This window comes from Lactococcus sp. SK2-659, from assembly GCF_020218185.2.
Lineage (GTDB): Bacteria > Bacillota > Bacilli > Lactobacillales > Streptococcaceae > Lactococcus > Lactococcus lactis.
This window is the reverse complement of record NZ_JAIWQZ020000001.1, coordinates 516,847-531,183: the sequence shown is the minus strand read 5'-3', so window position 1 is coordinate 531,183 and position 14,337 is coordinate 516,847. Positions and strand designations below refer to the sequence as shown.

Annotated in this window: 6 protein-coding genes; all 6 read right to left on the bottom strand. The window is 38.3% G+C overall.

Annotated elements, in window-relative coordinates:
• Nucleotides 1-40 precede the first annotated feature (40 nt).
• Complete coding sequence (locus tag LDP15_RS02485; protein ID WP_373442460.1) at nt 41-7,369, bottom strand: KxYKxGKxW signal peptide domain-containing protein; 7,329 nt, start codon at nt 7,367-7,369, stop codon at nt 41-43.
• A gap of 467 nt (nt 7,370-7,836) precedes the next feature.
• The gene (locus LDP15_RS02480) at nt 7,837-9,273 is read right to left on the bottom strand and encodes a glycoside hydrolase family 1 protein (RefSeq protein ID WP_015426628.1); all 1,437 of its coding nucleotides are present in this window, start codon (nt 9,271-9,273) and stop codon (nt 7,837-7,839) included.
• Between the two features lie 47 nt (nt 9,274-9,320).
• Nucleotides 9,321-11,231, bottom strand: a complete 1,911-nt coding sequence (locus LDP15_RS02475; protein ID WP_015426629.1) for a beta-glucoside-specific PTS transporter subunit IIABC — start codon at nt 11,229-11,231, stop codon at nt 9,321-9,323.
• 100 nt (nt 11,232-11,331) lie between these two features.
• Nucleotides 11,332-12,171, bottom strand: coding sequence for a BglG family transcription antiterminator LicT (licT, locus tag LDP15_RS02470; protein WP_042230442.1), 840 nt, complete (start codon nt 12,169-12,171; stop codon nt 11,332-11,334).
• A gap of 176 nt (nt 12,172-12,347) precedes the next feature.
• Entirely contained in the window at nt 12,348-13,109 is a 762-nt protein-coding gene (gene trpA / locus LDP15_RS02465) for a tryptophan synthase subunit alpha (RefSeq protein ID WP_015426631.1), read from the bottom strand.
• Nucleotides 13,106-14,314, bottom strand: a complete 1,209-nt coding sequence (trpB, locus tag LDP15_RS02460; protein WP_015426632.1) for a tryptophan synthase subunit beta — start codon at nt 14,312-14,314, stop codon at nt 13,106-13,108. The genes trpA and trpB overlap by 4 nt, the downstream gene beginning before the upstream one ends.
• Between the last annotated feature and the right edge of the window lie 23 nt (nt 14,315-14,337).

Sequence of the window (14,337 nt, the reverse complement as noted above, 5' to 3'; positions counted from 1 at the left end):
AATTTGCGCTCATAAACTATCTGCTTTAATCATAAGCAAATTAATTTTCTTTACGACGTTTTACCTCAGTAAGAGTGAGTACACCAAGTAAGGTACCAAATCCTAAAACTAACGCTTCTGCACTACTTACAGAATCATCGCCAGTTTTTGGTAATGTAGTATTACTTATGCCGATTCCAACAGGAGTTCCAAGAGGAGTCAATGTTGAATTTTGAGTCTTATTAGAAGTATTTAATTTAGTATTTTTACCGATAATGGTGCCATCTGGATTAACTATTTCACCGTTTGGAAGATGAATTGTGCCATCTGGGTCAATAACAGTACCTTCAGGAAGATCAATAGCTCCTCCAGGCGTTTGAACTGTACCACCGCCAGGGAGCGTAATGCTTCCATCTGGGTTTAAAATAGATGGACCATTTGGTTTAACCTTACCGTCATCACCTGTGCCAGTTTTACCGTCTTGTCCAGGTAATGTAATAGTACCATCTGGGTTAACGACATTACCACCTGGGAGATGAACTGTGCCATCTGGGTCTACGACACTTCCTCCTGGAACATTAATCGTTCCTCCAGGCGTTTGAACTGTACCACCGCCAGGGAGCGTAATGCTTCCATCTGGGTTTGAAATAGATGGACCATTTGGTTTAACCTTACCGTCATCACCTGTGCCAGTTTTACCGTCTTGTCCAGGTAATGTAATAGTACCATCTGGGTTAACGACATTGCCACCTGGGAGATGAACTGTTCCATCTGGGTCTACGACACTTCCTCCTGGAACATTAATCGTTCCTCCAGGCGTTTGAACTGTACCGCCGCCAGGGAGCGTAATGCTTCCATCTGGGTTTGAAATAGATGGACCATTTGGTTTAACCTTACCGTCATCACCTGTGCCAGTTTTACCGTCTTGTCCAGGTAATGTAATAGTACCATCTGGGTTAACGACATTGCCACCTGGGAGATGAACTGTTCCATCTGGGTCTACGACACTTCCTCCTGGAACATTAATCGTTCCTCCTGGTGTTGTAACTGTACCTCCTCCGTCTGGGAGAGTGACACTTCCATTATCACCTGGAATAATTGGGCCGTTTGGTTTAACCTTACCGTCATCGCCTGTACCAGTTTTACCGTCTTGTCCCGGTAATGTAACAGTACCATCTGGGTTAACGATATCACCACCTGGGAGATGAACTGTTCCATCTGGGTCTACTATTGTTCCTCCAGGAACATTGTATGAGCCATCAGGACGATCAACTTTTCCTCCATCACTTGGAAGTGTAACACTTCCGTCTGAACCTGGTGTCAATGGTTGATCCCCAGTTACAGTAACATCATCATCTGTACCTGGCTTACCATCTTTACCTGGTAAGGTAACGGTTTTACCGTCACTAGGAGTAGTTGGGTTTGTTGTTCCGCCTGAACTTGAGCCGCCATCTGTGCTTGATGTTGGATTTGTTGTTCCGCCTGAGCTTGAGCCGCCATCTGTACTTGATGTTGGGTTTGTTGTTCCACCTGAACTTGAGTTGCCATCTGTGCTTGATGTTGGGTTTGTTGTTCCGCCTGAACTTGAGCCGCCATCTGTGCTTGATGTTGGGTTTGTTGTTCCGCCTGAACTTGAGCCACCATCTGTACTTGATGTTGGATTTGTTGTTCCGCCTGAACTTGAGCCACCATCTGTACTTGATGTTGGATTTGTTGTTCCGCCTGAACTTGAGCCACCATCTGTACTTGATGTTGGATTTGTTGTTCCGCCTGAACTTGAGCTACCATCTGTACTTGATGTTGGGTTTGTTGTTCCGCCTGAACTTGAGCCGCCATCTGTGCTTGATGTTGGATTTGTTGTTCCGCCTGAGCTTGAGCCGCCATCTGTACTTGATGTTGGATTTGTTGTTCCGCCTGAACTTGAGCCACCATCTGTACTTGATGTTGGGTTTGTTGTTCCGCCTGAACTTGAGCCACCATCTGTACTTGATGTTGGATTTGTTGTTCCGCCTGAACTTGAGCTACCATCTGTACTTGATGTTGGATTTGTTGTTCCGCCTGAACTTGAGCTACCATCTGTACTTGATGTTGGGTTTGTTGTTCCACCTGAACTTGAGCCGCCATCTGTGCTTGATGTTGGATTTGTTGTTCCGCCTGAACTTGAGCCGCCATCTGTGCTTGATGTTGGGTTTGTTGTTCCGCCTGAACTATCCGAATTAGCATTTGAAGAAGCAACATAGCTTGAAGCTGCTGAAGCATCTGATTCAGCTTGACTTGCAGCATATGATGCGGCTTCAGCTTCACTTAATGCTTGTGAAGCAAGACTTGATGCTGCTATTGAGTCTGCCATAACTTCTGACCGATAAGAATCAAAGTCAGGATCACTACTAATAGCTGCAGATCCAGCTTGATTTGCTTCTGAGCTTGCTTTATCAACAAGTGATTGCGCTTGACTTGCATGATCGCTTGCTTGACTCGCTAATGAGCTTGCTGTGCTTGCTGATGTTGAGGCATCTGAGGCAAAGCTTTGGACATTAGTATCATCTGGATATTGACTTGCAAGAGAACTTGCTGTTGAGGATCCAGATGAGGCTTCATTTGAAACTTCAGATGCAATACTTACTGCAGATGAAGCTGTACTTTGTGTTTCATCCCAAAGAGGTGAGACATAAAGACCATTTCCTGAATTACCAGTCAAAGGATCCCCAACAGAAAAGTCAGAAGTCAAGAATGCATTTGCATATTGACTCAAATCAAGTCCAGAGAATTTAAAGATATTTTCTTTAGATACGCCATCAGCTCCAACTTTGATAGACACATTGATAGTGGCAATTGCTTTACCATCTGCGTACAAAGTAGCAGTTCCATCTTGAGTAGAGTTTGGCATATCCGCACCCCAGACATCAAGAACAGCATAAACTGTTTGATTTGTACCTGCTGGAAGAATTTCTCCTTGTTCATAGGCAAGTGTATATCCATAAGAACCTGTGAACTCTTGACCAGTTGATGGATCATTTGATTCGTAGGTGAATGTGATTGGGCTTCCAGCTGCATCAACCGTTGCTGAACTTGGAGTTCCAGCTACAAGTGAATATCCTGAAATTGTAGGTGCTGAAACTGTTTCTCCATCATACTTGTCATAGGTATATGAACCGATTGATGTACCATCAGAGGTTACAGCATTGATGACCCCTTGAATATCATCTGTATTTACTTGATAAACAATTGAAGTATATTGGGTTTGGCCTGGCGCTGCTGATACTCCTTGTACTGCTCCTAAAGCGTCTGCAGTAATTACTGTTGTTTCCGGAACAAAAGTGTTATCTAATTGTCTATCAGTTATAGCTGCAGATTGACCTTCATAATAATAATTAGCTGTTTTTAAATTCTCTAAAATTTGTTCTGTTGGATCGTTAAATGTCAAACCAACTGCAACTGTCGCAAGTCCAGTTGCTGAATAACCTGAACTTGTTAAAATTTGTTGAACAGCTGAAGACATTGCAACAGACATTGCACTAGAAGCTCCTGATAAAATACCATTAGATTGAGTAACTACATTCATGGCGGACGTGTCAGCTGCTACTGAACCCGTTGCATTATTTGCAGTATTCAACATATTTTGGAAAATCGTATTAATATTTCCTTGAGCTGTTGCAATATAACTACCTGCAACAGAAGCTGTATTAGTATTCGTTGATAGACCGTAAATTGCGAGGGCGCCTGATAATGCAAGATATTTTGCATAGGCAAGATTTAATCCAAGGTTAGATTGCAAATCACCTGCTGCAATTGCATTAGAAACTGCTGCAGAAAGATTGATTGGCATTAATCCAGCAATATTGGATGAAGATAAGGCTGCTGCGGATACTTTTGTTGATGCTTGGCTTGCTTGTGCTGTAGAAACAGCGATAGGAAGTGTAGATACGGTATTGGCTGCCAATGTCGCCTGACTAATTAAGTTAGCCATGATATTTGAAATATTTTGACTAACCGCTGTTGTATATGAAATCCCATCGGCATTAATCGTTAATGTACCATCAGTATTCATTGTTACAGGCGCCAAAATAGATTGTGTATAAATACCATTTGTTCCCTTAACTACAGCTTTAGCATTTGTTGCTAAACCATCCAAAGTCGTTTGTGCTGCATTTACTGTTTGTTGATAAGAAAGTAATGCGTTAATTAAAGCAGATAAGGGTTGCTGTGCTTGAGTTGCTGCTTGAGCTATCGAATTTCCAAGCACTGCTGTTGTCGCTTGAGTAATATCTTGATAGTTATTTAGTCCTAGGATATCGGAAATTTTAAAAGAGCCAAAAGTAGGACCTGTAATTGGGATTCCAACGTTCACAACATAATCCATCAAAGCATTAAGTTGATAGGTTTGCAAATCTTCTGAATAGATATTATATAATGCACCATTATTATAAACAGTAATTTGAGTCGTTCCTGTTCCTCCAGCTACTGGCGTTACATTTCCATTAATATCAATATTAAATGTGGTTGCATTATTTACTGCTCCTAATAGTGAATATGTTGGCGTTCCAATCAAAGCTGTAGTTGCTTGAGATGCTGCAACAACTGCTGCGGAATTCATCAATTTATTTGCTTGGGAAGCACTCAATTGAGTTATAAGTTGTTGAGTATTGGTTGTATCAATTAATAGATTTGATGCTCCAACCATTTTAAGCATGTTATTTTCTGCTTGTTGAGCTGTATAAAGCTGTAATGCAAGGCTAAGTAATGTCGAATTCGTTGCCGTCGCTAAAGAGTCAACTGCTACTGCTGCGGCAGCATAAGAAGCAACTCCTGAACTAAAGGCTGTATTCACAAGTGATGTTGCTGATGAATTACCTGTAAACTGAACAGAAACTAAGGCTTGCGAATCTTGGGTCGTTTGATAATTTCCATAAGTTGTTGTCAAAGCATTGTTAGAACCAAGCGAAGCAATTGTTTGATTGTTTGCAACTACAGCTGAGGATAGCGCAAGAATATTCCCTAATTCAAGAAATTCAAGGGTTGACCCTGTTTGAGCAGTAATTAAAGCTGAAAGACTTGCTAAATTCGTGTTATTAGTGAAAACTGCAGTTGACGCGGTAGCTGCCGCTGTTGATGCCATATCATATAATGATTGCGCAGTTTGTTGAACTGTGGCCAAACTTGAAGCAATTGTACTATAAGAGTTAGCAATATTAGCATATGATGAAGCTAAGCTTGTATTCGATTGTGCTTGATATGAGGATGCAATTATTGAATAAGAAGTTGCTAAAGAATTTTGCATTGCAATTCCAGCACTTGCAGAAGCTGCTACAACCGAAGCTGAGGAAAGTATCTCACTCTGTTCATCAAAAGTAGTATTTGCAGTAGACGCATTAGATGCAAATGTAGAAGCGTTAGCAAAATCATCTGCTTGTGATTTTTGTAAATCATTATATGCCGCTACAGATGACGCAATTGCTGTACCTGAATTATTAGTTGCAATGGAATCTGTAATTGAAGTAGCGATTGAGATATAATCAGACTGTGCTCCATCAAGTAAAACTGACTCTGAATGAATAACAGTAATATAAGAGTTAGCAATACTATTAAAAGCCGATTGTGCTGCCGAAGCTGAATTCAATAGTGAAGTTGCCGAAGTTGCTACTGAAGTTGCAGATGAAACTATAGAACTCATAGTTTTCATTGTGGCATTTGCTGAAGAATATGCATTTGAAGCTTGTACATAGGCCCCAGAGGCATTAATTGCTGCTGTACTATATGAATTAGCTATCAAACCATAAGAACTTGCAAGGGAAGCATAAGAAATATTGTTAGGATCAGAATCAGCGGCTGCTTGGGCAGTTTTACTCGTGCTAGATCCTGTAATAAGATCTGATGGGTTGGGAATATAGACACCGGCAACAATGGTACCCCCTGCTGCTTTATAAGCGGAATCATAGGCACTTTGGGCGTATGATGAAGCTACGCTTGATGTATAGCTTGAAGCCAAACTTTCCCAAATATAATTACTCGTTGTTGCAAGATTTGCTGCCGATTGACCTGCGGCTACTTGAGAAGTAAAAGTACTAGTAGCTGATGAAGTATAGCTTGATAAGCCAGCAGAGTTAGCCCCAATTGCTGCTACTGAAAAAGCAGATTGTTTATTCATTTCAGATGAATTCGAAATGGCATTTGAAGAAGCTACTGATGCTGTTGAGGTTGCTGATGAAACTACTGAACTTGCAGAAGAAATCGTTGTTGTAGCATTTGATGCAGCTATCGCATAAGAACCTGCAGATGACATATTTTGTAGTGCAAGCAGTGAACTTGCTGTATAGCTGGCTTGGATAGATGTCAGGGTTGCACTCAGTAGAGAATAAGCAGAGCTGTAGGTTAATAAATTATCAGATGTCGCTACAGCTGAAACCAGCGCAAAAGCTGATGAAACATTACTAGCTAAAGAAGATAATACTGTAGTGGCACCATCAGAAATTAATACTGCTGTTTCTGAGTAATATGCAGATTCGATAGAAGCATTTGATTTACGAAGTGCATCAATCATTGAATTATTTGCTGCTACTGAAGAAGCTGTAATTGTATTTGCTGTTGAAGTTGCTGTAAAACTTCCGGAAGATGGCTGACCGCTTGTAAGTTTTGTGTATGTCCCACCAGCAAGTTGAGCTGTCGCTCCTCCTGCAGAGGACTGACCAGAATCCGTACCAGGAGTTGTAATTGTTACAGCAGCTACAGAATAACCTGCTTGTGTTTGGTCAGTCGATGGCGAAACAGTCCATGAATAAGAACCATCAGAAAGCGTAGAACCTGAATTTGAAATTGACTGAGTTGCTTTAATATCAACTGTTGTTTGTGAAGCTGCTCCAGAACCAGCTGTTACTGCTCCATTTGAATTCAAGTTTGTCGAAGAGGTTGTATTAATCGTTCCTCCACTTGAAGCAGTAGATGAACTATTGATACCAATTGTTGTTGCTCCGCCAGTACCGTTTGTGTTTTGTGAGTTACTCGTTTCTGGTGCACCAATTGGATTTCCAGAATTATTATCTTGCTTAAGTACAGCACTTGAAGAATTTACTTGTGCATCAGTATAACTACTCGGATTTGCTGAAGATTTTGCCACTGTATTAGCTGAATTTGCTACAGAAGCATTATCAGCCCCAGCTGTAGCATTTGATCCAAGTCCTCCAGTTGCAGTGTTTTCTGCTCCAGTTGTTTTACCTGTTGAAGTTGAAAGAACTTGGTCAGCAAAAACGCCATGGGAAGAGGAAGCAATTGCTCCACCTGAAACTACTAAAGCAAGGATAGATGAGGCATAGAGCCATTGTTTTCCTGATTTCCAAGTTCTAAAATTTTCATGAACTTGTGCATTTTCAGGAATTTTGAATTGATTGTTTTTCATCAGTTCTCCTTTGTCCGTCATAATATTTTTTAGAGTAAATATTTTTATTATGACTAGTGAATATTCCAATAATTTAACATATGATAAGTTTCAACTAAAATTACTAAAAGTCATTGTGACTTCTTTCAATAAACAGGGAAGCCCCTAATGGTAACATTACTTATTCTCATCTTCACGCCTCTTTTCTTTTGACTTAGTTCAATGATTATTTCCATGAATAAATGTAAAATGATGTATTTTCAGCCTTTATGAAAGAATGAAAACCTTATCAGGAATATGTACAAATTCCTTTTGATAAATTATACAACTTTCTTTCTTTTATTTCAATATATTTCTTTTAGATTTTTTGTTTTTATTTTAAATAAACATAGTATTTCATAGAATACATTTTGATTTTACCTTTCATTTAATTATCTTTTGAGTTAACAATTAAAAAAACCTCATCATATTGATGAGGTTTCTATCTTTTACATGTTAGTACCGTTTGAAGCAATTACTTCTTTATACCAATCAAATGATTTTTTCTTAGAACGTTTTTTTGTTCCATTTCCTTCGTCATCTAAGTCAACGTAGATGAATCCATAACGCTTACTCATTTCTCCTGTAGATGCTGAAACTAAATCAATACAGCCCCAAGGTGTGTAACCCATTAGGTCGACACCATCTTCAACTGCTTCATTCATTGATTGAATGTGTTTTTTGAGATAATCAATACGATAATCATCTTGTATCGTTCCGTCTTCTTCTACTTTATCAATTGCGCCTAAGCCATTTTCGACAATGAAGAGCGGAACTTGATAGCGACCGTATAAATCATTAAGGGCATAACGAAGTCCGTCTGGGTCAACTGCCCAACCCCATTCGCTTTCTTTTAAGAAGGGGTTTTTAACTCCTCCAAGAACCATATTTCCTGAAGCTTGAACGCCTTCCCCTGTTTTTGATTCTACAGTCGACATATAATAACTAAATCCTATATAATCAACTGTTCCTTCTTTTATTATCTTTAGATCTTCTTCCGAAATTTCAAGTGCATCTGCATTTACTCCGTGTTTACGGTGAAGTCGATTCGTAAATGCGGGATAGGCTCCTCGAACTTGTACATCATTACAGAAATAATTAAACTCTTGAATGCTTTCTTGTGTTGCTAATTGATTTACTGGGTTTGCATCGAACGAATAAGTTGTTGAATAAATACTCATACAACCAATTTGTAAACTCTTATTCAAGTCATGCCCAAATTTTACAGCTTGAGCACTTGCAACAAATTGATTATGCCAAGCTTTGAAAACATTAGTTTTGTCATCTCCACCATTAGATGGAACAAGTCCTTGACTTAAACCTGAAAAGAATGTTGCTGAATTGATTTCATTAAAAGTCATCCAATATTTCACTTTGTCTTGATAACGTTCTAACAAAACTTTTGCAAAACGGACATAAAATTCGATTAGTTCGCGATTTTTCCATCCTCCATATGTTTTAGCTAAATTAAGTGGCATTTCATAGTGGGAAATTGTAACCACTGGTTCAATTCCATATTTCAAACACTCATCAATTAGTTGATCATAAAAAAGCAAACCTTTTTCATTTGGAGTTGTTTCATCTCCCATTGGAAAAATTCTTGACCAAGCTACCGAAAAACGGTAAGCTTTAAATCCCATTTCTGCAAATAATGCAATGTCTTCTTTAAACTGATGATAATGATCAATTCCATCATGATTTGGATAAGTGAAATGTTCAGTGTCAATCGTCCAATCAAATTCCGGACTTGCAAGAATTGCCAATCTTTCTTTACCTCCTGGCATTGCATCTGCTACTGAGAGCCCTTTACCATCTATATCATAAGCACCTTCTAATTGATTTGCTGCCGTTGCTCCACCCCATAAAAAGTCTGTTTTAAATGTCATTTTATAATTATCCTATCTAATTTTTAAAGTTTTTGATCAATGCTATTTTAAACTGGATTTGCCACTAATTCAGTTGTTTGTGCATTAACTGCAGTTAGTAACACTTCATTTTGATGAATCGTCGATTGATTTGTAACTAGAATATCCATATAATCCTGAGTATTTGTTACAATGATTGGAACTTGAGTACTGTATCCCGCATTTTGAATGCGCTCAATATCAAACTTGAGGAGTAAGTCACCTTTTTTTACACTCTGTCCTTGTTTTACAAAGGTTTCAAAGTATTTTCCTTCAAGTTGGACAGTATCTATTCCGATATGAATGAGAAGTTCAGTTCCCTCATTTGAAATTAAACCTATGGCATGTTTAGTTGGGAACAAAATCATAACCATTCCATCAAATGGAGCACGAACCTCACCTAGTGTTGGTTCAATCGCTGCTCCTTTGCCCATTACACCTGCAGAAAAGGCTGCATCTTTAACTTGTGATAGTGGAATAACTTTTCCTTCAAGAGGGCTTCCAATTATTTCTTTATTCGTTTTTTGTTTATTAAATTTTTTGTCAGGGATTGGATTTTCAATAACATCATCTTCAAATCCCACAAGATAGGTTACTACAAAGCCTGCTATAACTGCTACAGCTGATACAATCATCATTTTAATCGCGCCTGAAACTTCACCTGTAAGGGTAATATTAGATGTAAAACTGAAGATTCCCAAAGCTCCCATTGTATAGGCTTTAATTCCCAAGGCCATGGCAACAGCTGATAAAATTCCACTTACGATACATGAAACCCAAAATGGACGTTTCTTAGGGAGGGTAATTCCGTAAATTGCTGGTTCTGTAACACCAAACCAACCAGAAATAAAGGCTGGTATTGCTAATTCACGAAGTCGTTTGTCTTTTGTTTTTAACATCACTGCTCCAACAGCTCCAGTTTGCGCAAACGATGCAACACTTGCGGCAATTAAAAGCGCGGTTGGTTCTCCTTTTGCTAATGCGATAATTGCAAATGGAACAATTGCCCAATGTAGTCCAAACATGACTAAGACTTGCCAAGCAAATCCTAGCACTAAACCAAAGATAATAGGATTAAATCCTTGTAATGCTAGTAAACCTTTACCTAAAGCATCTGAAGCAAGATTCATTACTGGTCCAATAACTAGGAAGCCTAGAGGAATTGAGATGATTGCCGTAAAGAATGGTGTCAAGAAAAGCTTTACTACATCAGGAATAATTTTCTTTAACTGGTGTTCTAAAAATGCTGCAAATGCTGTAATGGCAATAATTGGCATTACAGAAGACCCGTAGCCAGCAGTTGGTACTGAAAAAGGAATTCCAAAGAGGCTTAATCCACCACTTTCTGCAAATGTTTTTGCAACTGTTCCGTCTACGAAACCTGGGTAAACAAGTGCTGTGGCAATCATCATTCCAACAAATGGTGAGCCATTAAATTTTTTCATTGAAGTATATCCAATGAAAATTGGTAGGAAGAGAAATAGACCATCACCCATTGCATTAAAAACAGCATAGGTTGCAGACGCTTGAAAACTTTGTCCCAAGGCAAAGGATAAAATTGCATTAACCCCTTTAATCATACCCGCTGCTGCTAATGGAGCTAATATTGGTTGGAAAATTCCTGAGATCAATTCCACAAATTGATCGAAAAGGTTTCCTTTTTGTGCAGAGTCTGCTGGTGAGGTATCAAGTACCCCAAGGACAGCATCTACATCTGCACGCACTTCTGGTACATGATTTCCAATAACGACTTGGTATTGGCCGCCAGATTGCATTACTGTAACTACACCATCCATATTTTTCAGGACATCGGTATTTGCTTTTTTCTCGTCTCTGAGTTTAAAACGTAACCGTGTAATACAGTTAATCACTGAGATGACATTTTCTTTGCCACCTACATTTGCTACAATGTCTTTTGCAAGAGCTTCATATTTGCCCATTACAAACCTCCAAAATAATATATTTTTTAGAGGTTTCGCCAACTTAATGTCACGATCCAATTGTTACCATAGTTGATGATGACTAAAGTCATCTTAAAAATTAATCTTGTATTTTTTCTAAAATACGTGCTAGATGGACGGTCATATATATTTGTTCATTTTGAGAAACTTCGTATAACCTTGTCTGTTTAAGAAACTCACTGACTTTCTTTGTTCCTATGTATGCTCTTGGGTATTTTCTGGTTATTAGAAGGAATAAATCTTCATCAGTGCTTTCATCACTTTTTGTATTAGAAAGTATTCTTTCGGTAAAAAATTTAAGGTGAGTAATGAACCTTTGAAAATAAATATCTTGCTCATTAAAGTTTACTTGTAAAGTATACTTTAGAGTTGTTAATATTTCTTCCATTAATTTTGTTAATTCCGTTGCATATTCATGACCACTTCCCAGGGTTCCATTAACAATGTGCATGGCCAGAAAACCTGCTTCATCTTCTGGAAGTGAGATATTAAGTTTTTCTTGAACTTTTTGAAGTGTTTCAAGACAAAGTGCAAATTCTTCTGGAAAAAATCTCTTAATATCCCACAAAAGAAAATTTTTAATAGTTATATTGTCTTTTTCACGAATAATTGCTGCATTTAAATGGTCAGCGAAAGCAACCAATACGGTATCAGAAATTGTTTTATCAAATTTTGTTTTTGCTTTTGCTAAAGTTAAAATCGAAAGTTCTACGATTCCACTTGGAATTTCCGAAAGTAATTCTGAAAAATTCTGTTGCTCAGAAGTTACTTTCAATGCAAAAATTTTTTCAATTTTTTTGTCTTCAACAACTTCACCTGCTTTTTTCCCAAATCCTAAGCCTAAACCCATAAGAATGGTTTCTTCATTATCATTTTGAGCAATGACTACATTATTGTTCAGAACTTTTTTGATTTTCACATTCTTCTCCATTTCACAAAAATAGACCTTATCCCCCTATGACTATAGGTTTGATAAGGTCTAGCTTAACTTAATAATCACTATCCAATTTTTTGTAACCGTTTTATTTAATAAAAGTATACCATTTGTAAAGTGGACTGTCAAGGATATATGGTTTTATTAATTTTTCAATTATCTTAAAAATTGATTGCGTTTTCAATAAATTTAATAACTTCGTTTTCTTTACCATCATGTAAATCACGAACAATTTTTGAACCAACAATAACTCCTGAGGACACTTTATTAAAACGGTCTACATCAGATAATGTAGAAATTCCAAATCCTGTCAAAACAGGAACATCCGTTAATGAAGACAACGCTTTTAAATGTTGGTCAAGCTGGTTACTATAAGCATTTTCTTTCCCAGTTACTCCATTGATTGCAACGGCATAGATAAATCCTTCAGCCTCGGCTACAAGTTCTTTTTGCCGAGAAAGTGGCGTGGTTAATGAGACCAGAGGAACTAAACAGATATCTTTATCATTGATAAAGGGTTTGATATAGTTCTCATGCTCTTTAGGTAAATCTGGAATGATAAGGCCTTTAACTGGTGTTTCTTCAAGAGCTGCAACAAACTTTTCAATTCCAAACTGATAAACGGGATTGAAATAGGTCATAATTACTAGAGGAACTTTTGTATCAATTGTTTTTAAGGTTTCAAGAATACTTGAAAGTGATACATTTCTTGCTAAAGCACGCAAACCTGCTTGTTCGATGACTGGACCATCAGCAACCGGATCTGAAAATGGAACGCCAATTTCAATAGCGGAGCTCCCGGCTTGCTCAAGAAGTTGAATGGTTTCTTTAAGACCTTCTAAGCCTTTTTCATGGTCGCCAGCCATGATATAAGGAATAAAATTATTTTTTTTATTGCTTAAAGTCATTTGTAAAGTTTTCATTTTTTCACCTCTTTTTCTGCTTCAAGTCGTTCTTTAACTTGAACCACATCCTTATCCCCACGTCCTGAAAGACAAACAATCATTGATTTATCTGGTCCTAATTCTTTAGCTAGTTTGACTGCATAGGCGATAGCATGAGAGCTTTCTAGTGCTGGGATAATTCCTTCAGTTCTAGATAAGATTTTAAAACCTTCAAGTGCTTCTTCATCTGTAATATCAACATATTTTGCTCGTCCAACAGCATTGAAATAAGAGTGTTCTGGTCCGATTCCTGGATAGTCTAAACCGGCTGAAATACTAAAGGCTTCTAAGATTTGACCATTTTCATCTTGAAGGACATCCATGAGTGTTCCGTGAAGAACACCGGGGCGCCCTTTAGTAATTGTTGCCGCATGATGTGGCGTATCAATTCCAAGACCAGCAGCTTCAACACCATACATGGCAACTGATTCATCATTAACGAAGGGATAAAAAAGTCCCATCGAATTTGAACCTCCACCGACACAAGCTACTAAAGCATCTGGAAGTTTATTTTCTTTTTCTAAAAATTGGGCACGCGCTTCCTGTCCAATAACAGCTTGATAATCACGCACAATTTGTGGAAATGGATGTGGTCCAAGAACTGAGCCCATTACATAATGCGTATCTTCAACTTGAGCAACCCATGCTCTAAGTGCTGCATTAACCGCATCTTTAAGTACGCGTGAACCATCAGTTACTGAATGAACTTTTGCCCCGAGTAATTCCATGCGAAATACATTGAGAGATTGTCTTTTAACGTCTTCTTCACCCATATAAATCGTACATTCCATGCCAAAGAGGGCAGCGGCGGTTGCGGTTGCGACACCGTGTTGGCCTGCACCTGTTTCAGCAATGACTTTATTTTTTCCCATTTTTTTGGCAAGGAGGACTTGTCCGAGGGCATTGTTAATTTTGTGTGCTCCTGTATGGTTTAGGTCTTCTCTTTTAAGATAAATTTTTGCTCCGCCCGCATATTCTGTTAAGCGTTTTGCATAATAGAGTGGGTTTTCTCGTCCAACATAGTCTTTAAGTAATTCTTTAAGTTCTGCTTGAAAAATGGGGTCTTTTTTACTATCTTCGTAGGCTTCTTCTAATTGTTTTACTGCTGTCATTAGTGTCTCAGGTACGAATTGGCCCCCGAATTGGCCGTAAAATCCTTTGTTGTTAGGTTGGTTGTAGGTCATGTTGTTGCTCCTTTGATTTTTTT

Excerpts from the sequence above, each read along its gene's own strand:
- LDP15_RS02485 (WP_373442460.1), bottom strand. The coding sequence starts at position 7,369 with ATGAAAAACAATCAATTCAAAATTCCTGAAAATGCACAAGTTCATGAA.
- LDP15_RS02480 (WP_015426628.1), bottom strand. The coding sequence starts at position 9,273 with ATGACATTTAAAACAGACTTTTTATGGGGTGGAGCAACGGCAGCAAAT.
- LDP15_RS02475 (WP_015426629.1), bottom strand. The coding sequence starts at position 11,231 with ATGGGCAAATATGAAGCTCTTGCAAAAGACATTGTAGCAAATGTAGGT.
- trpA (WP_015426631.1), bottom strand. The coding sequence starts at position 13,109 with ATGAAAACTTTACAAATGACTTTAAGCAATAAAAAAAATAATTTTATT.
- trpB (WP_015426632.1), bottom strand. The coding sequence starts at position 14,314 with ATGACCTACAACCAACCTAACAACAAAGGATTTTACGGCCAATTCGGG.